Consider the following 23,781-nt stretch of genomic DNA (forward strand, 5'->3'; position numbering starts at 1 on the left):
CGAGCCGCGCCGCCGAAGGCGGCGCCATGTCACAGCGCCATGTCACAGCGCCATGTCACAGATTCAATGACCAGTTGTTGATGCGGCCGGTGTCGTTGGCCGCGATGTCCTGCACGCGCAGTTTCCAGGTGCCGTTCGCCGCTTCTCCCGACAGGTTGACGGTGAAGGTCTGCTTCACGTCGTCCGCGCTGTCGTTCGAGCTGGAGTTCTTCAGCCTGAACGTCGTGCCATCAGGTGCGACCAGGTCGATCACCAGGTCGCCGCGCCACGTGTGGGAGATGTCGACCGGGATCGTGGCGGTCGCCGAGGGGGTCGACGAGCAGCCGGAGATCACGATCGAGCTTTCCACCGTGGTGTTGTCGGCGATGGTGACCGGCGTGGTGTTGCTGCCGGTGCAGCCCGGGGGCGGCGGCGTGGTGGTGCCGCTGACGGCCTGCTTCCACACCGTGTACGCGATACCGTCAGCCGCACGGTTCAGGTGCGTGTTGCTGATGTTGCTCGTGGTGTCGCATGACTGGTGGTAGCAAGCGTCATAAGCCGCACCCGAGGTGCCGCCCCACTTGGTGGCCTGCGCCGACGTCTTGCGGGCGCTGGCGCCCATGGCGTAGCCCGAGGTGGGGATTCCGCCCTGCTGGAACGAGTAGTCGTCCGAGCGGCCCTGGCCTTCGGTGTTCTCCTCCGGCTGCAGGTTGAGCGAGTCGTAGTACGCCTTCATCGGGGCGGACGCGGTGGAGTTCAGGTTGTTGATGAAGTAGCCACCGTTCTTCGACGCGACCATGTCGAAGTTGTAGTAGGCCTTGATCTTCGCCTTCTCCGTCGACCCGAGGTTGTTGACGTAGAACTCCGAGCCGTTGAGGCCCTGCTCTTCGTCGGTCCACCAGCCGAAGCGGACCCGGTTGGTCATGGTCGGGTTCTTCTCCGCCAGCACGAGAGCGGTCTCCAGCAGAGCCGCCGAGCCCGAGCCGTTGTCGTTGATGCCCGGACCGGCCGAGACGCCGTCGAGGTGCGCGCCGAACATGTAGACGGTGTTCGCGTCACCCTTCGGCCACTCGGCGATCAGGTTGTTGCCCGACCCGCTGGTGCAGCCCGAGGTGCAGGTCTGCTCGGTGACCGTGTAGCCGGCCGCCTCCAGCTTGCCCTTCACATACGCCACCGAAGCGCGGTAGCCCGCACTGGTCGAGCGGCGGTTGCCGCCGTTGTTGGTGGCGATCTGCTGGAACTGGGTGAGGTGCGCCTCGACCTTCGTGATGTCGATGTCGGGGATACCCGGCGTCGGCGTGGTGCCCGTGACCGTCAGCGAGTACGACGCGGTCTTGGTGACCGAGCCCGTGCCGGTGATGGTGATCGGGTACGTGCCCGCCGCCGCGGCGGCCGTGGTGGCCAGCGTGAGGGTGGACGAGTTGCCTGAGGTGACCGTTTGCGGGCTGAAGCTCGCGGTCACACCGGTGGGCAGGCCCGACGCGACGAGCGAGACGTTCTGCGCGCTGCCGCTGGTGGTGGTCGTGGAGACCGTGGTGGTCGCCGAAGCGCCCGCCGCCACGCTGCCCGAGGTGGGCGAGACCGCCATGGAGAACTCGTTGGTCGGCGTGCCGGTGCCCAGGGTCAGCGACCAGGTGTTGATCCGGCCGGTGTCCTGGGACGCGACGTCCTGCGCCCGCAGCTTCCAGGTGCCGTTCGCCGTCTCGCTCGACAGGTTGACGGTGAAGGTCTGCTTCACGTCGTCGGCGCTGTCGTTGGAGCTGGAGTTCTTCAACCGGTAGGCCGTGCCGTCCGGGGCGACGAGGTCGACGACCAGGTCACCGCGCCACGTGTGCGTGATGTCCACGGGGACCGTGCTCGACGCCGAGGCGTTGCCCGAGCAGCCGGAAATGGTGATCGAGCTTTCCACCGTGGTGTTGTCCGGGATGTTGACATCGGTGTCGTTCGTGCCCGAGCAGGTGCCGCCCGGGCCGCCCGAGCCGATGGTCAGCGCGAACGTCGCCGTCCGGCTGACCGCGCCCGCGCCGGTGATCGTCACGTTGTACGTGCCCGCCGCCGCGGCCGAGGTCGACGTCAACGTCAGCGTCGACGAGGAGCCGGAAGTCACCGAGGCCGGGCTGAACGCCGCGGTCACGCCGGAAGGCAGGCCCGAGGCGGAGAAGTTGACCGTCTGCGCGCTGCCCGAAGTGGTGGCGGTGCCGATCGTGCTGGTCACCGAGCCGCCGCCAGCCGGGATGGCGCCCGAGGTGGGCGAGGCGCTGATCGAGAAGTCGTTGCTCGGGGTGCCCGTGCAAGTCGGCTCACCGGTCTGCGCCGGAACCGAGACCGCCAACCACGCGGCCTTGGTCGTGTTGAAGTTGGTGCAGTCGTTGGGCCACAGGTTCTTCGCGGCGTTCAGTGTCGCGACGCGCGCCTTGGCGTTGGTCCACGACGAGGTCTTCGCGAGCAGACCGTTGTAGAAGATCTTGCCCGCGTTCTGGATGCCGATGCCGGTGACCGAGGCCGGACCGCCGGAGCAGATCGGGCTGGCGGGCTTGCCCGCCGGGGCGGAACCCTCGGCCAGCAGGTAGAACCAGTGGTTCTGCGGACCGGCCGCCGCGTGCACCGCGGTGTTCGGGATCGACGACGAGTAGCAGTTCGGGTGGTTCTTCTGCGACGGGTCGTACATGTTGCGGATCGGGCCGTTGCCGCTGACGTTGACCATCTCGCCGACCAGGTAGTCGGGCGCGTCATTGGGGTGGTTGACGTACTGCTCCAGCATCGCGCCGAAGATGTCGCCGGTGGACTCGTTGAGCCCGCCCATCTCGTTGCCCGAACCGGATCCGCCCGGGGTGGTCTGGAAGATGCCGTGGCCGTACTCGTGGCCGACGACATCCATCACGGTGAGCTGCTTGGTGTTCGCGCTGTTGTTGCCGAACTGGGTGCCGCTGCCGGTCCAGTAGGCGTTGACCGCGCCCAGCTTGACCTCGGCCTGGAAGCCGCGGCCCTGGCCGTCGATGCCGTTGCGGCCCAGCCACTCCGACAGCATTCCCCACTGCTTCTGCACGCCGTACATGACGTCGACGCAGGCGCTCTCGCCGTCGGCGGCGCCGCCGTTGCCCCAGCTGTTGTCGGGGCCGGTGTAGGTGGAGCCCTGGTACGGCTTGCAGGTGATGCCCGGGCGGTTGGGGTCGGTCATCGAGTACGACGACCCGGAGCCCGAGGTGTCGACGGTGACGTTGCCGTAGTGGTGGCCGTTGCCGTCGCCAGCCCTGACCTCGTCGTACTCGTCGATGACGTAGCCGGTGGCTGCGTCGACGAAGACGTGCAGCACGCTCGGGTCGGTGGCGGTGTGGCCGCTCAGCACGATCTCCCACGCCAGCTTCGGCGTGCCCCAGGCCAGCACGACCAGGCGCGCGTCCTTCTCGCTCTCGACCCGCGGCAGGTGCCGCTTGGCGGTGGCGCGCGCGGCTTCCACGGTGATCCGCGGTGCGACGGCGACGTTGAGTGGGCGCTCCTGCGCGACGCTGGAGCTGACGACGTTCGCGCCCGCGTTGGTCACGACGACGAAGTCGCCGCCGACGACCGGGAGGCCCCGGTGCTTGCGCTCGTAGGCGATGTAGTTGAGGCCGTTCTGGGCGGCCGTCACACCGACCTGGCGGATCTCGTCGTCGTTGGTCGCGTGGAACCGCGCGCGGTTCGCCGCGACATGCGCGTCGGCGGCCGAGACAGCGGCGGCTTGGGCCTGCTGTGCCAGGCTCTGCGGCGGCGCGGCCCCCGCGGGCAGGGAAACGACCAGCGCCCCGGCGGCCACGGCGGCCGCCAGGAGCGCTGTCGACATGCTTCGTCTCACGACTAACTCCTTTAACCCGGTGTGCCGGGTGATCAGGTGTGCAGGGTCGGCAGACCGGTCTCGTGTTTTCCCTCGCGTGACCGAGCCCACCTTGAGCGAAGCTATTGACAGCCGTCGGGACAGGGATGCCGGGGAAACCCTTGCCCGATTCCCATTTGCCGTTCAGTGAACGTGGATATGCCTGATCAGCTGTGCCCGGGACCGAATTCCCAGTTTCCGGTAGATGCGCGTGAGTGTCGCTTCCACCGTTTTGCGACTCAGAAAGAGCTGGTCGGCGATCTCCTGGTTCGTCGCGCCCTCGCCCGCCATCGCCGCGATCCGCGCCTCGGACGCGGTGAGCGCGCCGCCCGTGTCGCCGACCTCGGCGAGCCGGACGAGCAGAGCGTGCGACTCAGCGATCCACGGGTTCGCGCCCGCCGCGGTGAACAGCTCCAGTGCGGCCTCGGCGGCGACGCGCGCGGCCGTGTAGTGCCTGCGCCTGCGTTCGACCTTGGCCTCCACGAGCAGGCATTGGCCGTGCTCGATGGGCTGGCGCAGCACGGCGAATGTCGTCTTCGCGCTGGTCAGCAGGTTCATCGCGGTCGGGTAGTCGCCTTGCGCCGCCCGCACCGCGGCCTCCGCCCGGTCGAGGGTCGCGGCCACACCGGGGCCGTGCGGGCGCGCGGCGATCGTCTGCCGGACCGACGAGATCAGCTCATCGGCCTCCTCTGGCTCGCCCAGGGCGATGAGCCCGGCGACCATGTCGCCGTGCCTGCGCAGCGTCGTCGGGTCGTCCCAGCCGTGCGCGCGTTCCAATTCCTGGATACGCCGGAGAACGTCGACGCCACCCGCTATTTCGCCGCACCGCAATGTGACCTGGGCCAAAAGGGGGAGAAATCTGCGCTCGAAGAGCACATCGGAGTCCTGCCTGCAGGCGACGATTCCGCGTTCGGCGTAAGACCGCGCGCGAATGAGGCTGCCGCCCGCCAGTTCGGCTGTCGCGCCCGCGTGCCAGACCGGGCCCGGACTCAGTCCCGCTTCACCGCTGATTCGAATCGCGCGATTCGCGAAGTCAAGTGATTCCCGGCAGCGGCCGAGTTTGGCGGCGACCTCGGCGAGCGCGCACAGCACCGCGACGAGTTCCTCGGCGGCGCCGCGCTCCAATGTCGCCAGCATCCGCAGCAGGTCCTCACGGGCCTCGTCGAGCCGGTCGTCGAAGGTGGCGAACCGGGCCGCGGCGTAGCGCGGCCCGAGGTGCCGGTACCCGTCGACGGCGGGCGCGGCCAACGCCAGACCGCAGTCGAGGAATGTCAGGTAATCCTTGTGCCCCAACAGGTTCCGCGTCTGGGCGCGGACGGCGCAGGCCATCGCCTCGGTGTCTCTCGCCCCGGCGGCTCGCGCGTGCTCGATGGCAATGGCGGCGTCGGCGTCGGCCGCGCGGGGTGACCCGCGGAGCATCGACGCCCACGAACGCCAGAGATAGAGGAAGGCCGTTGCCGCCGGGTCGCCCTCAGCGTCGGCGAGCGCGGCGGCCGCGGTCTCCTCCAGCAGCGCCACTCCCTGCCCAGCCAGGCACATCAGCGCGATTCGCGCCCGAAACCGTTGCGCCGGTTTGGTTTCCGCACCGAGTACGCCCTCGACAGCCCGGTGCACGATCTCCGCCACGCCTGCCGCGGCGCCGACCTCGGCGGCGGCCACCAGCCAGTCGACCCGCGGTCCTTCCAGTTCCGGCGGGGAGCGGTCGGCGGCAAGCAGGTACAGCTCGGCGGCCAGATCACGGGCGCCGCGCCGCAACGCCGCCTCGGCCGCCGCCACCAGTGACACCGTGGCTTCCGCGTCGGGACCGGCGCCGGCGAGCGCGCGATGCCGCTCGGCTTCGGCGCCGAAGGTGACGACATCGGCGAGGTCGAGATGGACCCGGGTCCGGTGCGCGGCGGAAACGCTCTGGGCCACCACGGTCGCCGCGTCGGGCGGGGTGAAGCGGAGGTGCTCGCCGTCGGACACCAGGAGCCCGGCTTCGACCGCGGCGGCGATGTCGGCCTCGGCTTCGTCGCGGCCCGCCCGCAACAGCAGCCGCATCGACGGGCCCACGGCCAGCGCGCAGACCAACAGCGTCTCGCGGACCTGGTCGGACACCCCACGCAGCTTGTCCTCGGTCAACGCCCGCAGTCGCGGCGCGCCGCGCTCGGCGGCCAGTGCCAGCGCGAGGTGGGGATTGCCCGCGGAGTCCGCGTGGATCCTCGCGGCGGCGCGCGCCGGGAGGCCGTGTGGGTCGAGAAGTTCGGCGAGGTCGTCGGCGGTCAGCGGCGGCACCGTCGCCTCGGTGATCGGCGGCGGGACGAGGGTGTCCGGCCGATAGCCCGCCTGGGAGCCCCGGCCCGCGAGGACGATCCGCACCGGGTGCCCGTCGAGCCTGCGGGCGGCATAGGCGAAGACGTCGATGGTGGCCGCGTCGAGCCAGTGTGCGTCGTCGATGAGCAGCAGCACCGGGGTCCGCGCGGCGCAGTGGGTGAGCAGCGCGTGCCAGCCGAGCCGCCGGATCGCCCTGGTGTCGCCGCCTGCCCGCTTCCCACGCAGCACTGCTCGCAGCGCGAGCCGGTGTTGGCTGGTCAGTCGGGCAAAGCAGGCGTCGGGCACTTGGCCGAGCAGGTCGGCCAGGCCCTGGTAGACCATCGACCGCTCCGATTCCGCGCCCGACGCGCGGAGCACCAGCTCACCCCGCGCCCGCGCCGCGGCGGCCAGCGCGTCGAGCAGCGTGGACTTGCCGATGCCGGGCGGCCCGTCGAGCAGCAGGCTGTCACCGGCGGCGAGACACGCTTCGAGGATCACCAGCAGCTCGTCCCGGCCGACCGGCGGTCGGCCGGGCGGTCTCGCGGATCGAAGCGTTCGGGTCACAGGGTCGACGTCCCGTCTCACTCTTCGCTGGGCGGAAGCGTCGACACAGTACAGATGTGCGCATATGTGCATCAAGGGATGCGAGTACTGCTCACAATCAGGAGTAGCAGTCCTGAACCGCGAGTTCCAAGCGCATCTCCGAGACCTTGCCGTCGCGGACGAGGAACCAGTACCGCTTGTCCGCGTGCCCGGGGACCTGCGTGACCCATTCGCCGACAGCGCCATGGCTGCCCGCCGAGATCGGGTAGGCCTTCTTCATGTCGCCTTCGGCGGACCCGACCATGAGCGACTCCGCGGTCAGCGGCCGCACGGGTCCGTTGGCGAGGCGGACCAAGCCGTACTTGGGCGAGATGACGACCGCGTAGCGGGCCGCCTCCTAGGGCGCGCCCTTGTAGTCGTAACCCTTGCAGCCCTTGGACGAGGTCGGCTGCACGTTCGGCGTGATCAGCCCGGTCGCCTCAGCCTCCTCGGCGGTCATGCCGAGCCGCAGGTCCAGGTACCCGTCGGGGCCGAACGGCATGGTCCTGTCGATACCGTTCTCCGGTTGCGCGGTCGACGGCGTGGTGGTCGTCGGCTTCACCGACACCGATCCGGTGCGCGCGCCGCTGTTGCCCGAGGCGTTGACCGAGGTGGGCGCCTGCTCGTCTTTCGCTTGGTCGTGGTCACGACCGTCGCGCTGATCGAGGCGTCCGACCCGGGCGCCGACTGGGTGGGGCCAGGCTTCGCCAGCACGATCGCGGTGCCCGCCAACAGACTCAGCGCGGCCGCGCCACCGACCGCGGCCGTCGCGACCCGACGCCTGCGGACCCGCCGCGCACCCGCCACGACGGCCTCCGTGGCGCCGGGGCGGACGGGGACGTCGAGGCGCTCGTCAGCGAAGAGCCGCTGGAGTTCGTCATCGAGGTTCACGACTGGTACCTGCCTTCGACTGTCGCGGCGAGTTTCGTGCGCAGCGTGGCCATCGCCTTGCTGGCCTGGCTCTTCACCGTGCCCTGGCTGACGCCGAGGGTCTGGGCGATCTCGATCTCGGACAGTCCTTCGTAATACCGCAGCACGACCACCGCGCGCTGCCGGGGCGGGAGGTCACGCAACGCGTGCCAGAGCGGTTCATCCTCGAACGCATAGCGTTCGCGGGTCACCGCCGTGTCGGGGATGTCGGACACCAGGCTCTCGCGCCTCGACCGCCGCCAGCGGCTGATGTGCGCGTTCGCCATCGCCCGCCGGGTGTAGGCCAGTGGGTCCCCTGTCTTGCGCACCACCACGCTCCACCGCGACCCGATCTACTCCAGGACGCCCTGGACAAGATCCGCCGCGTCGTGCGGGTTGCCGGTCAGCGCGTGCCCATACCGGAGCAGTCCCGGCATGGCTGCGCCGACGAATTCGGCGAAGTCGTCCACCGTCGCCGTGCCTTTCCCCCAGTCGACGCCACTGAACCACGCGGCGCCCCCCATCAATTCAGGGGAAATAGTAGCCATCGGTGAACCCCTCCCCTCAGTGCGTGTTCTCAATGACCACGCACTCGGGAGCCCACGGGTTGCCTTCGCGGGACAGTTCTTCGGTCCGGGTGATCCAAGCGGGACCTAGCGATTGGCGAGCGTCTCCGGAAGTTCGAACTCACCGTTCGGTCCGGGCACGAAATCGTGGACCGCGACCACGGCTTTCGCCGGGATTGGGCCGTACACGTGCGGGAACCACGGCCCGTTCTCGATCACGGGCACACCGGGCTCCCACCGCACCGGCACCCCGACCAGCGCCGGGTCGATCTCCAGCAGCACCAGGTCGGTCCGACCCGCGAAGAGCCGGTTCGCCGGTAGATGGACCGTGCCCGGGTCGGAGCAGTGCAGGAAGCCCTCGGACTCCAGGCTCGCCGCCGTGATCTCGGCGGCGGGCCAGGAGTCGCGAGGGCAGATGTGCAGGATCAACGGATGGTGATCTGCCTGCCGAGCAGGCCGTCGCGCGAACGGCGCTCGGGCACCGTCAGCGGCTCGGACTCGAGGGAGGCCAGCGCGGCGTCGAGGCGCTTGCCCAAGTCCTCGGCGCCTGCGGCCCACTCGCGTGCGTGCAGCTCGCGGTCCAAGTCCCAGACCGGGACGAGCAGGCCGTGCGCGCGGAACGATCCCGCGTAGCGCGAGCCTTCGCCGAGGGTGAGCTCACCGCGCGCGGCGAGGCGGGCCATGGCGGCCAGCAGCTGCTCCTCCGGCTCGGGGCGGACCCAGCGCAGGTGCGCCTTCTCCCCCGCGTCGACCCAGTAGGCCGACGGGCCGATGCGCTCGGTCGGCAGGATCGCGCTGTTGGCGCGCTCCAGCGACAGCGCCACCTCACTGGTGGGCTCGGTGCCCTCGGGCATCCACCAGGTGAAGTCGGAGTGCACCTGCGGCTCGAACGCGGCCTCCGGGTCGACCAGGTCCTGCAGCCGCTCGCGGTCCTCGACGGCCTCGGTCTCCGGGCCGACGACCGGCAGCACGTCGCCGGGCTTGGCGTCGAGCACCCAGCGCAGGGCGCGGGCCAGGTCGCGGCTGATGTCGTTGGAGCGGGTCTGCACCTGCAGCCCGACGAACGCGACGTCGTCGGCGCGGACCAGCGCGGCGGCCGCCATCGGCAGCACGGTCGCCAGGGTGACCTCGCGCCCGCCGTCCTTGAGCGTCAGCTTCGCCGTGCCGGACGGGACGAACTCGCGCAGCGCGATCAGCTCGGTCTCACCCGCGAGCCCCTCGAACGGCCGGGCGACCGGAACGTCGACGACGCCGCCCGCCAGACCGTGACAGGCCTTGTAGCGCTTGCCGGAACCACAGGGGCAGGGCTGGCGCGGGTTGATGCCCGATGAGTCCTCCGCCTTGACCTTGCGGGTGTTCTTCACCGCGGAACGCCTGGACATCGTCGAACTCCTTGCCGGCCGGTCAATTGATGCGCAGGACGCTACCCAACCGTCCGCACACCGGTCAGGCCAGGGCGGTGCGGGCGGCCGCCGGGTCGTTGGTGGCCAGCCACCGCACGCCGATGTCACGGCAGAAGCGGATGTCCTCGGGGTCGTCCACGGTCCAGACATAGGTGCCGTGACCGGCCGCGGCGGCCCGGGCGACGTAGCCGGGGTCGGCGCGGAGCAGGGACAGGCCGGGGCCGGTGTAGTCGGCGAACGAGGGCTGCGCGCCCGCCCGCAGCCACGGCCACATGCGGTCGATCAGCAGGACCGTGGGCACGCTCGGGGCGAGCGCCCGGACCCGCCGCACGGCCCGGGTGGAGAACGACATCATCACCACGGACAAGCCGTTCGTCTGCTCCGTGAGCCCGTGCTCTTCGAGCAGGGCGACGAGCGTCGACTCGACCCGGCCCGCGAACCGCACGGGGTGCTTGGTCTCGATGAACAGGCCCGCTTTGTGGTCGAGGGCCAACTCGAGGAGCGTCCGCAGCGTGACGACACCGCGCTCGCCGCCGAAGTCGAGTTCCGACAGCTGCGCGAGGGTGAGTTCGCTGACCACGCCGGTGCTGCCGGTGGTGCGGTTCACGGTCCGGTCGTGCACGCAGACGAGGTGCCCGTCGTTGGTGAGCCGGACATCGCACTCCAGCGCGTCGGCCCCCTGTTCCAGGGCGAGTTCGAACGCGGCAAGGGTGTGTTCGGGCCGGAGGGCCGACGCGCCCCGGTGAGCGACTAGCTGCACGCGAGGGATCATGCCACCGTGGCGGCATGACGTTCGACCCGAGCGACCCCGCCTTCGTCGCCGACCCCTACCCGGCGTTCGCCGAACTGCGCGCCCAGTCGCCGGTGCGGTGGCACGACGGCCTCGGCATGGCGGTCGCGCTCTCGCACGCGGCGTGCTCGACCGTCCTGCGCGAACGGTCACTCGGTCGACTGTGGACGGACGCGGCGCCCGCCGAGGCGTTCACCGCGTTCAACCTGGTGCACCGGAATTCGCTGCTGGAGAACGAACCCCCGACCCACACCCGGCTGCGCAGGCTCATCTCCACGGCGTTCGCCCGTGGACACACCGAGCGGCTGCGGCCGTGGGTCGAAGACCTCGCCGACCGCATGGTGGCGGACCTGGCTGCCCACATCGAAGCCGACGGGTCCGCCGATCTCCTCACGCACGTGGCGGCTCCCCTGCCGATCGAGGTCATCGGCGAGCTCCTCGGCGTGCCCACCGCCGACCGAGCGCTGTTGGGGCCGTGGTCGAACGCGATCGTGAAGATGTACGAGTACGGGTTGTCGGAGGAGCAGACCCGCGCGGCGGAGACGGCCGCCCAGGAGTTCGTCGACTACCTGCGTGTGCTGGCCGACGAACGGACCCGGCATCCCGGCGACGACCTGGTCAGCGATCTCGTATCGGTCCGCGATGGTGGCGACCGGCTCAGCCAGGACGAGTTGGTGGCGACCGCGATCCTGCTGCTGATGGCGGGGCATGAGGCGACGGTCAACGTGATCGGCAACGGGGTGTTCGCGCTGCTGACGCACCGAGACCAGTGGGACCGGGTCGTCGCCGATCCCAGTCTGGTGCCCCCGGCGGTCGACGAGATGATCCGCTTCGACGCGCCGCTGCAGCTCTTCGAGCGGACCGCGACGGAGCGCGTCGAGGTCGCTGGATACGTGGTCGAACCTGGGCAGAAGATCGCCGCGCTGCTGGGTGCGGCGGCGCGGGATCCAGCGGTGTTCCCCTCGCCGGACCGGTTTGATGTGGGACGGTCCCCGAACCCGCACCTCGGATTCGGAGCGGGGATCCACTACTGCGTGGGGGCTCCGCTGGCGAAGGTGGAGATCGCCGCCGCCTTGGGTGCGCTGCGGCGGCGGCTGCCGGATCTTGAACTCGCCGGTCCGGTGGTTCGGCGGCCCGAGTTCGTGATCCGGGGGCTTCAGTCGCTGCTCGTAAGTTGAGTGGCGCCTAACGCGTCGACCCCGGCAGTCGTGAGGTCCGCAATGGCGGGGCGGGGGCGCCCTCCATCCGGACCACCCGCATCAGCCGTGCCGACGCGGGGTCGATCGGGGCGAGCAACGCCGAAAGCCTGACCACGAGCGCCACGGTCATCCCGGCGAACACCGCCGCCGCCACATCGGTCGCCGCCGTCAGCAGCACGCCGTCCGCCAACGCCTGGACGCCATCGCGCAGCCGCCACAGCAGGGTCGCGGCGAACAGCACTCCGCTGACGCACAAGGTGGCCCACCACCAGCGGACCAGTTTGCTCGGTGAAGGCCGTTCGTCCGCGGGTCTGCGCAACGCCGCGTGTTCGAGTTCGGCGGCGACGGCACCGGGGACCGCGAGGTTCAGGCCGGGAACCAGCAGGGCGAGCACCACGTGGGCGGCGGGTCGGGCCGACTCGTAGCCCGAGACCTTAGCGGCGGCCTGCCTCGCGGGCGCCAGCCACCACAGGGTCGCCGCCATCGCCGCCGCGCCCACGAACAGCGTCAAGTACGCGCCGGTGATCACCAGGCTGTCGGACAAGGCGACCGTGCCGCTGCGCAACGCGCTGGTCCGGGCCTCCACCAACAACACATAGCGCCAAATCTCGGCGGCGGCCGTGAGCACGGCGAAGACCGCCGGCATCGTCAGCATCACCACCGCGAACCGCGCCCGAACGCGGAGCCGCTCGGCGACCGGGGTGGCCTCGGTTCCCGTGGGGACGGCCGTCGGCCAGCGCCAGGCCAGCGCGGGGAAACCCCAGCGCGGCGGCGTTCGGTAGGACGGCGGGCCGGTGTAGCGGGTGAACCGGCGCGGCGGTGCGGGCGCCGGGGGGCCGGGTGGCGGGGTCGCCACCCAGTCCATCGGCATCCGTCGCGGCGGTGGGTACTGCATCTAGATGACCTCGGGCTCCTGGCCGGACACGCACGCCATGGGCCTTCGGTAGTGCGCCCACGCGTGCATGCCGCCGTCGACGTTGGTGGCGTCCCAACCGTTGGCGTTGAGGTACTGGGTGACGCGCGCGGACCGGACGCCGGAGCGGCAGATCACGTAGACCGCGTTGTCCACGGGCAGTTCGTCGAGCCTGCCCATCAGCTCGCCCATGGGGATGTGCAGCGAGTCGGGTGCGTGGCCCGCCTCCCACTCGTCCTTTTCGCGCACGTCGAGGAGCGTCACGTCGGCGGGCAGGTCGACGGGCATTTCCGGGACATCCACGCTGGGCACGTTGTTAGGCATCACAGCCACGATGCTGCCACGCCGACCCGTAGGACGGTCGTGAAGGCTCACCCGACCTCGGCAGTATCAGTGCGCCGTCGCTTTCTCCGAGTCGATCCCGGTCAGGGCCCGAACCTCCATCTGCGCGAACTTGGCCTCGTTGCGCTCCTTCGACAGAACCGTGCCGAGCCAGCCGAGGAAGAACGACACCGGAATCGACACCAGCCCGGGGTTGGCCAGCGGGAAGTAGTCGAAGTCGGCGGTCGGGAACATCGAGGTGGACTTCCCCGACACGGCCGGTGAGAACACGATCAGCGTCACGCAGACGCCGAGCCCGCCGTAGATGCTCCACAGCGCGCCGGAGGTGTTGAACCGCTTCCAGAACAGCGAGTACAGGATCGTGGGCAGGTTCGCCGACGCGGCGACCGCGAAGGCGAGCGCCACCAGGAACGCGATGTTCTGGCCGTTGGCGACGATGCCGCCGACGATGGCGACCGCGCCGATGACCACGGCGGTGATTCGCGCGACCCGGACCTCCGTGTCCTTGTCGTCCGCCGCGCCGCGCTTGATCACGTTCGCGTAGATGTCGTGCGCGAACGACGCCGACGCGGTGATCGTCAGACCGGCGACGACGGCCAGGATCGTGGCGAACGCGACGGCGGCGATGAAGCCGAGCAGGATCGGTCCGCCGAGCGCCTCGGCGAGCAGCGGCGCGGCGGAGTTCACCTTCCCTGGGGCCTTGCTGATCGCCTCCGGCCCGACGAGCGCGGCGGCGCCGTAGCCGAGGACCAGGGTGAACAGGTAGAAGACGCCGATGAGGACGATCGCCCAGACCACCGACCGGCGGGCTTCCCTCGCCGTGGGCACGGTGTAGAAGCGCATCAGGATGTGCGGCAGGCCCGCGGTGCCGAGGACCAGCGCGATCGCCAGCGACAGGAAGTCGAGCTTGCTGATGCCGCTGGCGCCGTACTGAAGCCCGGGCCCGAGCACCTTCTCCCCCGCGACGGGACTGTTGTCCACAGCCGCGCCGAGCAGGGTTGACAGGTTCATGCCGTACTTCGCGAGCACCCACACCGTCATCACGGCGGCGCCCGAGATCAGCAGGACGGCCTTGATGATCTGCACCCAGGTCGTGCCTTTCATGCCGCCGATGAGCACGTAGAGGATCATCAGCGCGCCCACGATCGCGATCACGACCGATTGGCCGACCTTGCTCTCGATGCCCAGCAGCAGGGCCACCAGACCGCCCGCGCCCGCCATCTGCGCGAGCAGGTAGAAGAACGACACCGCGAGGGTGGAGGTGGCCGCGGCCGCCCGCACCGGGCGCTGGCGCATCCGGTAGCTCAGGACGTCGCCCATCGTGTACTTGCCGGTGTTGCGCAGCAGTTCCGCGACCAGCAGGAGCGCCACCAGCCAGGCGACGAGGAACCCGATCGAGTAGAGGAAGCCGTCGTAGCCGTAGAGAGCGATCGCCCCGGCGATGCCGAGGAACGACGCGGCGGAGAGGTAGTCCCCGGAGATCGCGATGCCGTTCTGCGGTCCGGTGAAGGCGTGGCCCGCGGCGTAGTAGTCCGACGCCGTGCGGGTGTTCTTGCTCGCGCGGAACACCACGACGAGCGTCACGGCGACGAACGCGGCGAAGATCCCGCCGTTGAGCAGGGCGTTGGAGTTCATCGCCGGTCACCTTCGAGGCCTTCGCGAATCTCCTCGGCGAGGGGGTCGAGCTTGCGGTCGGCGTGGCACACGTAGAGGAAGGTGATCAGGAACGTCGAGGCGAACTGGAGCAGGCCGAACACCAGGCCCACGTTGACGTTGCCGACGACCTTGGTCGACATGAACCCGTGCGCGTAGTCGGCCAGCACCACGTAGAGCAGGTACCAGCCGAGGAACGCGAGGGTCATCGGGAAGACGAAACGGCGGAGTCTGCGCTTGAGTTCGACGAACTCGGGACTCTCCTGAACCTGTATCCAGTCGGTCTCTTCTGCACTGGTCACCGGTGACCCTCCGTACGTGATCGACTCCGTAGCGGGCACACTCCCACGGCGGATCACGCACGACTACCCGCACGAGCAGGCAATTACTCGAAGGAGTGAAGATCCGACTACCCATTGGTGTTTACAGTGATTTCCCGGCGCTCTCAGCGTCGGTGTCGCCCATTGGCCAGCCGGGCCCGGTCCTCCGCCGCCCCGAACCGCGCGATGTCGCGGTCCCGGATGAATCCGAGCCGGTCAGGCGCGTGCATTCGCATCCGGATCCGGTTGGCGTCCAGCGGCAGCTGGCTCTGCGTCGCCTTGCTCATGATCAGCACCGCCAGGAACGCCGCGGGCACCGTCACCAATGCGGGTTGCTGGAAGAACGCGGGCGCCCACCCACCGGTGTACCCGCTGATGATGTTGGTGACGAGCGCGGCGAGCACCAGGCCGCCCCCGAGGATCATCCCGGCGGCGGCGCCGACCCACGTGATCTTGCGCCACCAGATGCCGAGCAGCAGCACCGGACAGAACGTCGACGCGGCCAGGGCGAACGACAGGCCGACCGACAGCGTGATGTCCGACGGCCGAAGCAGGACCGCCAGCGCGAGCGGAGCCAGACCAGCGATCGCGGTCGCGACCCGGAAGTCGCGCACCCGGCCGCTGAACACGTCGGTCGACAACACCCCGGCGACGCTCACCACCAGCCCGGACGACGTCGACAGGAAAGCGGCGAACGCACCCGCCGCGGTCACCGCGCCCAGGATCTCGCCGAGCAGCCCAGGCGCGATCTTCATCGGCAGCGCGAGCACCGCCGCGTCCGTCCGGCCCGTGACCAGCAGCTCGGGCACGTACAGTCGGGACAGGGCGCCCAACATGATCGGGAACAGGTAGAACAGCCCGAGCAGCATGAGCACGTGCAGCGTCGTGCGGCGCGCGGCGCGGCCGTCGGGGTTGGTGTAGAAGCGCACCAGGACGTGCGGCAGGCCCATCGTCCCCAGGAACAGGGCCACGATCAGCGAATACGTGGTGAACAGGTCGCCCGTCCCGGACACCGGCCGCAGCCAGGACCCGTTGTCCGGCGGCGCTCCCTGCACCACCGGAACCGCGGACCCGGCGGTGAAGCGCAGCTCGGTGCCCTCGCCCACCGTGTGCTGCCCGGCACCCCAGTAGACCCGGCCGCCGAGCGCGCCGTCGACCCGCCCGCCGGTCGCGGTGAGGGTCACCGGCTCGGTGACCGTGAGGACCACGGGCGTCTCGACGGTGATCACCACGTCGGTCGGGAACCGCGGCGGCAGCGGATCGGTCAGCCCGGTCACCCCGGCGCCGCGCACGCCGCCGTCGCCGAAGAACAGCGCCACCATCACGAAGGTCGGGGCGGCGATCGCGAAGAGCTTGAGCCAGTACTGGAACGCCTGCACGACAGTGATCGCGCGCATGCCGCCGCCGAAGACGTTCACGAACACGACACCCGAGACCACCGCCGCGCCCACCCAAACCGGGGCGCTGGGCAGGATCTGGTGGATCGTCAGACCGGCGCCCTGCAGCTGCGGGACGAGGTACAGGATGCCGATGAAGATCACGAAGACGGCGGCGAGCTTGCGCATCCCGGCCGACCCGAGCCGCGCCTCGCAGAAGTCCGGGAGCGTGTACGCCCCCGACCGGCGCAGCGGCGCGGCGACGAACAGCATCAGCAGCAGGTAGCCCGCGGTGAAGCCGATCGGGTACCAGAGGGCGTCGGCGCCGTCCTTGAGCACCAGGCCCGCGATACCGAGGAAGGACGCCGCCGACAGGTACTCACCGGAGATCGCCGCGGCGTTGCGCCGCGACCGCACGGTGCGGCGGGCGACGAGGAAGTCCTGGGTGGTGTTGGCCAGGCGGGAACTGCGGAAGCCGATGGAGAACGTGGCGAGGCCGACGAGCAGGATCCCGGCCATCGCCCAGGCGTTCAGTTCCAAGTCGACCGGTCTCTGTCGTGTCCGGGAACGCTACTTCTCGACCATGTCGACGAAGTCGCGCTCGTGCCGTTCGGCTAGCACGTTGTACCAATACCCGATGCCGAACAGCAGGGGGAAGGGCGCGATTCCGAGCAGCACCCACGGCAGGGCGACGCCCGCGACGCTCACCTGCGACATCGTGGGGATGAGGAAGAACAGCAGCGGCAGGCTTCCGAACAGCAGGAACACGAGCAGGGCGAGTGCGACGGCTGTGCGGAACTGGGTGCGGATGAAGCCGCGGACGACTTCCTCGGCCCAACTGGTCTGCTCTTCGAGTTCGGTAACCGTGCGCAGAACCGTTACCGGGGCGCGCGAATCCGCGAGGACTACTCGCTTGCGGCGGGGCCGGGGAGTCGGGAGGTCGCCGCCCGAGGGACCGGTGGCCGCGTGCTTGCTCACGGCCCGGTGCCCCGCACGAGGCGGCCTTTGAGTTCACGGGTGTGGCGGCGGCTGACCGGGAGGATCTTCTCCTCGTGGCCGATCACGACCGAGTAGCCGGAGCCACCCATGCGCAGCTCGGTGATCAGCGCGAGCGGAACCAGGTAGGAACGGTGGATGCGGACGAAGCCCGCTTTCTCCCAGCGTTCCTCCAACTGCGCCAGCGGGATGCGCACCAAGTGGGAGCCGTCGGAGGTGTAGAGCCGCGCGTAGTCGCCTTGCGCCTCCACCCAGCGGACCGTGGCCCGGGACACCAGCTTCGTGGTGCCCGCGAGTTCCACCGGGATCACCTCGTCGTCGCGGGTCTCGGGTACCGCGGCCGAGGAGCCGTTGGCGCTGTTCTGGTGGATCTTGGCCAGCACCCGCTCCATGGCCTTGTTCATCCGCGGCTGCTCGGCGGGCTTGAGCAGGTAGTCGACCGCGCCCAGCTCGAACGCGGCGACGGCCTCATGGCTGTGCGCGGTGACGAAGACCAGAACGGGCGCGGGCTTGAACCCGGCAAGGAGCTTGGCCAGCTCCATGCCGGTGAGGCCGGGCATGTCGAGGTCGGCGAACACGGCGTCGACCACCGGCATGCCTGCTTCCTTGCGGGCGGCCAGCTCCGTGTCGTCGCCCGCGAGCACCTGCAGCGCCTCGGTGGCGTCGAACGCCTTGAGGATCCGCCGCACGTGCCGGTTGCCCTCGAGGCGCTCCTCGAGCATGGCCATGCCGTCTTGCTCGTCGTCGACGGCCAGGACGACGAGCCCTGAGGTGTTGTTTGTTGTACTCACTGTGAGCAGCATCTTGCCTACCGCGTCGGCCACCTGTCCATGGTCAATCCACAGGCCAGCCCACCGGGTGAATTTCCGTGACCGAGCGTTCGATTCAGCCCGCTTTTACAACCCGAAGCGTGACCAAACAGCCTTGGTTTCCATCGCTTCCATGGCGGCGAGTACCCGATCGGACGTTGACATCCCCGACATCACCGAGCCCGCCATCCCCAGCCGGGCGAGCAGCGGCCGCTTCGGCTCGGCCACGGAGATCTCCGCGTCCGGGAACCGCTCGGCGATGACCCCGCGCAGCGAGCCGACACCGTCGACGAGGCCGAGTTCCAGCGCCCTGCCACCGGTCCACACCTCACCGGAGAACAGGTCCGCCTCCGCGCCAGTGAGCTTGTCGCCGCGCCGCTCTTTGACCCAGCCGACGAACTGGTCGTGCAGCTGCGACTGCAGGCTCTTGAGCCAGACGACGTCGTCCGGGTTCTCCGGCTGGAACGGGTCGAGCCGCACCTTGCGCGTCCCCGCGGTGTGCACCCGCCGCTCCACGCCGAAGCGCTCCAACAGCCCGGCGAGCCCGAACCCGGCCGACACCACCCCGATCGACCCCACCAGCGACGACCGGTGCGCGAAGATCTCGTCGCCCGCGCAGGCCAGCCAGTACCCGCCGGAGGCGGCGACGTCCTCGCAGAAGGCGAGAACAGGGACGCCCTTCTTGGCCGCGAGCTCCCGGATCCGCTCGGCGACCAACGCGGACTGCGTGGGCGCCCCACCCGGCGAGTTGATCGCGAGCGCGACAGCGGAGAGCCGGTCGTGGTCGAAGGCCCGGGTCAGCGCCGACTCGACGGTGTTGATGTTGATCGTGCCGCGGGCCAGCGGAGAGGGGGTGGGGGTGATGACCCCGTGCAGCTTGATCACGGACACGACCGGCGACCGGTCACCCCGATCACCGATGCGCGGAAGTTTGGCTGCCAGCCTGTCGGTCACACTCATAGGCCCAAGATACGTTCGGGAACCTGAGACCGGCTCGACGACCGGCACTGATCAACCGTTGATTCCACGAGCGGCCGGGTTGTCCCCAGGCGGAGCCACCGGAACCGGAACCAGCGGATGCGGAGGATGCGGCGGCCCCGAAGGCCCATCCATCTCCTCGGAGTCCTCACTGAAGTCCGGCAGATCCGGCCGCACGCCAGGGAAATACTTCGGCACCCGCAGAGTGATCTTCATCCCCGCGTTCGGCGCCGTCTCCACCATCAGCGCGTACTCGTCTCCGAAGACCTGCCGCATCCGCTGGTTGATGTTCCCGACACCGACATGCGACCCGGTCTTGTGCGCGTCCCGGAGATCTTCGAACAACCGGTCGGCGTCCATCCCGACACCGTCGTCCTCGATGACGATCAACGCCTCGGACCCGTTGTCATGCGCGAAAACGCTGACGGTCCCGCCCCCGGGCTTCTTCGCGATCCCATGCCGGACCGCGTTCTCCACCAGCGGCTGCAGCACCAGGAACGGCACCACCACCGACTGCACCTCGGGCGCGATCCGCAGGCGGACGTTGAGCCGCTCCTTGTAGCGCGCGCACTCGATGGTCAGGTACCGGTCGATGTTGCTCAGCTCGTCGGCCAGGGTCGCGAACAGGCCCGACGAGCGGAACGAGTAGCGGGTGAAGTCGGCGAAGTCCTGCAGCAGTTCGCGGGCGTGCTCCGGGTCCGTGCGGATCAGCGAGGAGATGGTGTTGAGCGTGTTGTAGATGAAGTGCGGCGAGATTTGCGCGCGCAGCGCCCGGATCTCGGCTCGGGCCAGCTGCTGCTTCGACTCGTCGAGCTTCGCCAGTTCCAGCTGGATGCACAGGAAGGTGGCGACCTCGTCGGCCGCGCGGATCAGCCGCTTGCTGTCGACGCCCCCGACGACGATCAAGGCGCCCTCGACCTGGCCGTCGATGATCAGCGGCACGATCACCGCGGTGCGCATCGGGCAGCTGCCGCGGTGGCGGCACTGCAGGTTCTCGTGCTGGATGTGGGCGCGCTGGCTGCGTCGGACGGCTTCGACCGTCGGCTCGGCGAGGTCCACGTAGTGCTCGTTGGCCGCGCCATCCCAGGACAGCAGCCTGCCCTCGGCGTCGGAGATGCCGATGGCGACGCACTTGAGCATCTCGAGGAGGTGTTTGGTCGCCTCGTCGGCGGCCTGTTCGGTGAGGCCGTTGCGCAGCTCGGGCGCCGCCTTCGACAGCCGCTGGACCGCGTCGAGGACGGCGTCGTGCACGGAGCCGGACTTGCGGGGTCGGCACAGGACCACGAACAGGCCGAGGACGAGAAGCGTCGCGAGCACACCGACGAACGCGCGCTCGGTCAGCAGCTGGGCCACCGGATAATGCTCCCTGTTCCACCGAAGGTGTGGCAAGGCTACTTGAGCAGCCGGGACATCCTGCGATCAGCGAGGGGCTTGCCGCCGGTCTGGCAGGTCGCGCAGTACTGGAACGACTTGTCGGCGAACGAGACCTCCCGCACGGTGTCCCCGCACACCGGGCACGGCAGCCCGGTTCTGGCGTGAACCCGCAGGCCGGAGCGCTTCTCGCCCTTGAGCCGGGCGGCGTCCTGGCCGACCGAGCGGTCGACGGCGTCGCTGAGCACCGAGCGCATCGCCGCGTACAGGGTGTCGACGGCGTCGTCGTCGAGCCGGGCGGGCGTGGCGAACGGCGACAGCTTGGCCACGTGCATGATCTCGTCGGAGTAGGCGTTGCCGATGCCCGCGATCACCCGCTGGCTGGTCAAGACCGTCTTCAGCCGCTCGCCGCGATCGGAGAGCAGGTCGGCGAACTCGTCGCGGGTCAGCGCCATGGCGTCCGGCCCGAGGGTCGAGATCTGCTCGATCGACCGCGGGTCCTCGACGATCCACACCGCGAGGCCCTTCTTCGTGCCCGCCTCGGTGAGGTCGAACCCGGGCCCCTGTCCCGGCGGGCCGAGGTGCACGCGCAGCGCCAGCGGGCCTTTGCCGGGGCGCGGCGGCGCGGCCGACATCGTGTCCGCCCAGCGCAGCCACCCCGCTCGGGCGAGGTGGGTGACCAGGTGCAGGCCGTCGCAGTCGAGATCGAGGTACTTGCCGTAGCGGCTCGCCCCGGTGACCTCTCGGCCGTGCAGCGCGGTCCACGACGGGCTCACGGTCTTCAGGACGCTCAGCGACGCCACGTCGACGCGGGCGACCGTGCGGCCGACCGCGTGCGCACGCAGATGGTGGGCTAGGGCCTCGACCTCGGGCAGTTCCGGCACGGCACCAGTCTTGCCGGTAACCGCGGTCCTGTCATGCCTGAGGTTTGAGCACGCCCTCGTAGCTGGGCTGGGTGTCCTGGGTGATGCTCTTGGCCACCTTGGCGATCTCGCCGCGGGCGGTGAAGTAGCCGCGGACCGTCCCGATCCACTTCTCCACCGGCTCGCCGTCGCCGTCGTCGCCGGTCTCGGCCACGAGCTTCCATGGCCTGCGCAGCGCCCAGCGGACCGGGAAGAACAACGCGACCAGGAGCAGCAGCAGAATCACCCAGCCGGGCACGACCACGTCGCCCGGCATCCAGGAGACCAGCACGATCCCCAGCACGGCGATAAAGATGATCATCACGATCCCCGGCACGTACCCCGCGGCGACGTCGTGCTCGAAGTCGTCCTCAGTTGCCGGGGTACGCCATTCCAGCGTGCCGTGCACCGTCCACAGCCTGCCGTTCACGTCGCGAACCTGGCGCGTCATGTCCTGCCTCTCGGCGTTGGTAACCGGGCCACCACATTCAGTCACTACACCGAGAGACACGTTACCGTGTCGGCAGTGGACTCAACGGGTGAATCGATCCCGCGGGCAATCACCTGACCGATTCTCGCACCGGGCCGAGCAGTGATCAACTAACTCAGGGCGCGGGCTTCGACACCGTGGGCTCGGGACTCGCGGTGTCCTCTGGCGCGGGCTCGCTGGTGATCATCATGCGGTAGTCGGGCTCACCGCTCGGCGTGTGGTAGACGGTGTACCTGGTCTCACTCGTCCACGAAGTCGTCTGCTCAGCCGCGTTGACCTGGGTGGTCGTGGTCCGCTCGTCGTACACGTCGTACTCCTCGTACGGCGCGAACTTGCGCTCGAACGTCGAGCGCTCGTAGACGATCGGCTGCGACTTGTCGAAGGTCTCCGACGAGGTAGGCGGCTTGACGAGGTTCGCGCTCACCGGCGCGGACGAGTCGGTCACGGCGATCCGCGGCGTGACGCCGGTGCCCTCGGCGACCTGCTCATCGTTCGTGTCGGCCACGGGCGCGGCGACGTCGGGCTTCGAGTCCAGCGCGGCGCCGCGCGCGCCCTCCTCCGGCAGCACCCCATGCGCCCTGGGGCCGCGGGTGGTGGTGTCGGTCGGATCGGCGGGCGGCGTGGTGGTCATCGGGACCGTCAGCGGGGCGTCCGGCGCTTCGGTGACCACGCCGGGCAGCGGGCGGCCGTCGAGGTCGTCGAAGGCGGAGTTGGTGGTCGTCGAGCCGCCCATGGCGACCATGACGAAGCCGAAGGCGCCGACCGCGGCGGCCGACGACGCGGCCAGGGCGACCTGCACCTTGGCGTTGGCCAGCAGGCCCTTGACGGTCCAGCCCGCGGCCGAGGAGGCAGCGGAAGCCGCGGTGCCCATCTGCTGCCACAGCGCGACCCCGGCGACCGGGGCGGCGAGGACGGCGGCGTGTGCGCGCAGCCCGGAGCAGACGTCCTGCAGCTCGGCGAACATCGCCGTACAGGACGGGCAGGTGGCCAGGTGGGCGCGGACCTTGCGCCGCTCGACGCCCTTGATCGTCCCGGCGGTGTACGCGCCGAGCTTCTCCAGGACCGACCGGCAGCCCGTGGACCCGCGGTCGATCGCGAGGTGGGCCTGCAGGTAAGCGGCGCGCAGGCCCTGTCGGGCGCGGCGGGCGAGGGCGGCGGTGGCGTTGGGGCTCAGGCCGAAGTTGACGGCGACGACCGCCGGGCGGGCGCCTTCGACCTCGACCTCCCACAGCACGCTGCGCCAGCGCTCCGGGAGGCTGGTGAAGGCGCGGGTGATCAGGTTGCGCTCGGTGGACTGGTTCGTCCGGTCCGGGTCGGCGCCGACGCGGTGGTTGAGCTCCTCGTCGGAGATCGGCACGTCGCGCCTGCGGCCGTTCCACTCCCAGGCGACGCGGCGGGCGACGATCAGGAGGTAGCCGCGCACATTGTCGGTCGGGCCGGATCCGCGGCGGATGGCCTGCAGGACTCGGAAGAAGGCTTCGGCGGTGAGGTCCTCGGCTTCGGCGCGGTCGGCGGCGAGGCCGAGCGCGAGCCTGCGGACGGCGTCGCAGTGGCGGGAGAACAGCTCACCGAACGCGGCGTCCTCACCGGCACGCAGGCGTTGCAGGAGGGCTTGGTCCTCGGCATGAGCGTGGTCTTGTGACAAGTCCAGATCCTCGACTTGATCGCGACGCCCGCCGATCGCAGGCCGGTGAATCCCGGTCATCCGGCCCGGTACCTCCTCCTGGCCGCCGTGACAATGTGTGCCAAGATGCCACATCCTGCTGTCTTACGGTCGATAAACGTGAATAACGTTAATGGGAACCCCTCAGCCAGCGTCGGCTAAATGGGTGAACGATGGCCGCCAAACGCGGGGACGTCGGTACGACACCCCTAGGACCGACCCGCCGGTCCACACCTGTCCGCCGATCCGATATAGTGGTCCAGCACCACGCGGACGTGGCGCAGCTGGTAGCGCATCACCTTGCCAAGGTGAGGGTCGCGAGTTCGAATCTCGTCGTCCGCTCGTAGCCGAAGCGGCCCGCATCCCCTGGATGCGGGCCTCTTCGCTTGTCTTCACAG

Annotated in this window: 21 protein-coding genes, 1 tRNA gene and 1 pseudogene; 2 read left to right on the forward strand and 21 right to left on the reverse strand. The window is 69.8% G+C overall.

All coding sequences use genetic code 11. The features are described 5' to 3' along the window. Nucleotides 1-55 precede the first annotated feature (55 nt). The 9 genes and pseudogenes from ACRDSQ_RS27885 to ACRDSQ_RS27925 all read right to left on the reverse strand — a co-directional run bounded on the left by ACRDSQ_RS27885 (nt 56) and on the right by ACRDSQ_RS27925 (nt 10,341). Complete coding sequence (locus tag ACRDSQ_RS27885; RefSeq protein ID WP_431425116.1) at nt 56-3,811, reverse strand: M28 family peptidase; 3,756 nt, start codon at nt 3,809-3,811, stop codon at nt 56-58. A 162-nt stretch (nt 3,812-3,973) separates the two neighbouring features. Beyond that, the gene (locus ACRDSQ_RS27890; RefSeq protein WP_431425117.1) at nt 3,974-6,757 is read right to left on the reverse strand and encodes an AAA family ATPase; all 2,784 of its coding nucleotides are present in this window, start codon (nt 6,755-6,757) and stop codon (nt 3,974-3,976) included. 25 nt (nt 6,758-6,782) lie between these two features. Continuing rightward, a complete protein-coding gene (locus ACRDSQ_RS27895; protein WP_431425118.1) occupies nt 6,783-6,995 on the reverse strand; it encodes a hypothetical protein in 213 nt (70 codons plus the stop codon). 66 nt (nt 6,996-7,061) lie between these two features. Continuing rightward, the gene (locus tag ACRDSQ_RS27900; protein WP_431425119.1) at nt 7,062-7,265 is read right to left on the reverse strand and encodes a hypothetical protein; all 204 of its coding nucleotides are present in this window, start codon (nt 7,263-7,265) and stop codon (nt 7,062-7,064) included. Then, nucleotides 7,262-7,594 (reverse strand): hypothetical protein, encoded by a 333-nt coding sequence (locus tag ACRDSQ_RS27905; protein ID WP_431425120.1) that lies wholly within the window; start codon nt 7,592-7,594, stop codon nt 7,262-7,264. The genes ACRDSQ_RS27900 and ACRDSQ_RS27905 overlap by 4 nt, the downstream gene beginning before the upstream one ends. Further along, a pseudogene (locus ACRDSQ_RS27910) lies at nt 7,591-8,136 on the reverse strand (SigE family RNA polymerase sigma factor). The gene ACRDSQ_RS27905 and the pseudogene ACRDSQ_RS27910 overlap by 4 nt, the downstream one beginning before the upstream one ends. A 129-nt stretch (nt 8,137-8,265) precedes the next feature. After that, nucleotides 8,266-8,607, reverse strand: coding sequence for a DUF952 domain-containing protein (locus ACRDSQ_RS27915; RefSeq protein WP_431425121.1), 342 nt, complete (start codon nt 8,605-8,607; stop codon nt 8,266-8,268). Next, entirely contained in the window at nt 8,604-9,560 is a 957-nt protein-coding gene (locus ACRDSQ_RS27920; RefSeq protein ID WP_431425122.1) for a DUF5926 family protein, read from the reverse strand. The genes ACRDSQ_RS27915 and ACRDSQ_RS27920 overlap by 4 nt, the downstream gene beginning before the upstream one ends. Before the next feature lie 64 nt (nt 9,561-9,624). After that, nucleotides 9,625-10,341 carry a glycerophosphodiester phosphodiesterase gene (locus tag ACRDSQ_RS27925; RefSeq protein WP_431425123.1) on the reverse strand — a complete coding sequence of 239 codons (717 nt, stop codon included), beginning with the start codon at nt 10,339-10,341 and terminating at the stop codon, nt 9,625-9,627. Between the two features lie 26 nt (nt 10,342-10,367). On the opposite strand from ACRDSQ_RS27925, the gene ACRDSQ_RS27930 reads away from it, so the two are divergent. Then, nucleotides 10,368-11,549, forward strand: coding sequence for a cytochrome P450 (locus ACRDSQ_RS27930; protein WP_431425125.1), 1,182 nt, complete (start codon nt 10,368-10,370; stop codon nt 11,547-11,549). A gap of 7 nt (nt 11,550-11,556) precedes the next feature. Here ACRDSQ_RS27930 and ACRDSQ_RS27935 read toward each other — a convergent pair whose 3' ends face one another. From ACRDSQ_RS27935 to ACRDSQ_RS27990, 12 genes are all read right to left on the reverse strand, one after another. After that, nucleotides 11,557-12,465, reverse strand: coding sequence for a DUF4328 domain-containing protein (locus ACRDSQ_RS27935; RefSeq protein ID WP_431425127.1), 909 nt, complete (start codon nt 12,463-12,465; stop codon nt 11,557-11,559). After that, nucleotides 12,466-12,807: a rhodanese-like domain-containing protein gene (locus ACRDSQ_RS27940; protein ID WP_431425128.1), complete on the reverse strand. Its 342-nt coding sequence runs from the start codon at nt 12,805-12,807 to the stop codon at nt 12,466-12,468. Nucleotides 12,808-12,873: 66 nt separating this feature from the next. After that, the gene (locus tag ACRDSQ_RS27945; protein WP_431425130.1) at nt 12,874-14,460 is read right to left on the reverse strand and encodes a solute symporter family protein; all 1,587 of its coding nucleotides are present in this window, start codon (nt 14,458-14,460) and stop codon (nt 12,874-12,876) included. Beyond that, a complete protein-coding gene (locus ACRDSQ_RS27950; protein ID WP_431425131.1) occupies nt 14,457-14,780 on the reverse strand; it encodes a DUF485 domain-containing protein in 324 nt (107 codons plus the stop codon). Before ACRDSQ_RS27950 ends, ACRDSQ_RS27945 begins: the two co-directional genes overlap by 4 nt. Nucleotides 14,781-14,923: 143 nt before the next feature. After that, nucleotides 14,924-16,714: a cation acetate symporter gene (locus ACRDSQ_RS27955; RefSeq protein ID WP_431425133.1), complete on the reverse strand. Its 1,791-nt coding sequence runs from the start codon at nt 16,712-16,714 to the stop codon at nt 14,924-14,926. A gap of 30 nt (nt 16,715-16,744) precedes the next feature. Beyond that, nucleotides 16,745-17,152: a hypothetical protein gene (locus tag ACRDSQ_RS27960; RefSeq protein ID WP_431425135.1), complete on the reverse strand. Its 408-nt coding sequence runs from the start codon at nt 17,150-17,152 to the stop codon at nt 16,745-16,747. Next, complete coding sequence (locus ACRDSQ_RS27965; protein WP_431425145.1) at nt 17,149-17,973, reverse strand: LytR/AlgR family response regulator transcription factor; 825 nt, start codon at nt 17,971-17,973, stop codon at nt 17,149-17,151. Before ACRDSQ_RS27965 ends, ACRDSQ_RS27960 begins: the two co-directional genes overlap by 4 nt. 93 nt (nt 17,974-18,066) lie before the next feature. Then, nucleotides 18,067-18,939: a S49 family peptidase gene (locus ACRDSQ_RS27970; protein ID WP_431425136.1), complete on the reverse strand. Its 873-nt coding sequence runs from the start codon at nt 18,937-18,939 to the stop codon at nt 18,067-18,069. 51 nt (nt 18,940-18,990) lie between these two features. Next, nucleotides 18,991-20,310 (reverse strand): GAF domain-containing sensor histidine kinase, encoded by a 1,320-nt coding sequence (locus tag ACRDSQ_RS27975; protein WP_431425138.1) that lies wholly within the window; start codon nt 20,308-20,310, stop codon nt 18,991-18,993. 38 nt (nt 20,311-20,348) lie between these two features. Further along, nucleotides 20,349-21,212: a DNA-formamidopyrimidine glycosylase family protein gene (locus ACRDSQ_RS27980; protein WP_431425140.1), complete on the reverse strand. Its 864-nt coding sequence runs from the start codon at nt 21,210-21,212 to the stop codon at nt 20,349-20,351. A 31-nt stretch (nt 21,213-21,243) separates the two neighbouring features. Next, nucleotides 21,244-21,681 (reverse strand): DUF983 domain-containing protein, encoded by a 438-nt coding sequence (locus tag ACRDSQ_RS27985; protein WP_431425141.1) that lies wholly within the window; start codon nt 21,679-21,681, stop codon nt 21,244-21,246. Between the two features lie 154 nt (nt 21,682-21,835). Beyond that, nucleotides 21,836-23,365 (reverse strand): sigma-70 family RNA polymerase sigma factor, encoded by a 1,530-nt coding sequence (locus ACRDSQ_RS27990; protein ID WP_431425143.1) that lies wholly within the window; start codon nt 23,363-23,365, stop codon nt 21,836-21,838. A gap of 287 nt (nt 23,366-23,652) precedes the next feature. Between ACRDSQ_RS27990 and ACRDSQ_RS27995 the strand changes: the two genes are divergently transcribed. Then, nucleotides 23,653-23,725, forward strand: a tRNA-Gly gene (locus tag ACRDSQ_RS27995). Nucleotides 23,726-23,781 lie beyond the last annotated feature (56 nt).

Source organism: Actinokineospora sp., from assembly GCF_050699995.1.
Lineage (GTDB): Bacteria > Actinomycetota > Actinomycetes > Mycobacteriales > Pseudonocardiaceae > Actinokineospora.

Excerpts from the sequence above, each read along its gene's own strand:
- ACRDSQ_RS27890 (WP_431425117.1), bottom strand. The coding sequence starts at position 6,757 with ATGCACATATGCGCACATCTGTACTGTGTCGACGCTTCCGCCCAGCGA.
- ACRDSQ_RS27920 (WP_431425122.1), bottom strand. The coding sequence starts at position 9,560 with ATGTCCAGGCGTTCCGCGGTGAAGAACACCCGCAAGGTCAAGGCGGAG.
- ACRDSQ_RS27930 (WP_431425125.1), top strand. The coding sequence starts at position 10,368 with ATGACGTTCGACCCGAGCGACCCCGCCTTCGTCGCCGACCCCTACCCG.
- ACRDSQ_RS27935 (WP_431425127.1), bottom strand. The coding sequence starts at position 12,465 with ATGCAGTACCCACCGCCGCGACGGATGCCGATGGACTGGGTGGCGACC.
- ACRDSQ_RS27940 (WP_431425128.1), bottom strand. The coding sequence starts at position 12,807 with ATGCCTAACAACGTGCCCAGCGTGGATGTCCCGGAAATGCCCGTCGAC.
- ACRDSQ_RS27945 (WP_431425130.1), bottom strand. The coding sequence starts at position 14,460 with ATGAACTCCAACGCCCTGCTCAACGGCGGGATCTTCGCCGCGTTCGTC.
- ACRDSQ_RS27965 (WP_431425145.1), bottom strand. The coding sequence starts at position 17,973 with ATGCTGCTCACAGTGAGTACAACAAACAACACCTCAGGGCTCGTCGTC.
- ACRDSQ_RS27970 (WP_431425136.1), bottom strand. The coding sequence starts at position 18,939 with ATGAGTGTGACCGACAGGCTGGCAGCCAAACTTCCGCGCATCGGTGAT.
- ACRDSQ_RS27985 (WP_431425141.1), bottom strand. The coding sequence starts at position 21,681 with ATGACGCGCCAGGTTCGCGACGTGAACGGCAGGCTGTGGACGGTGCAC.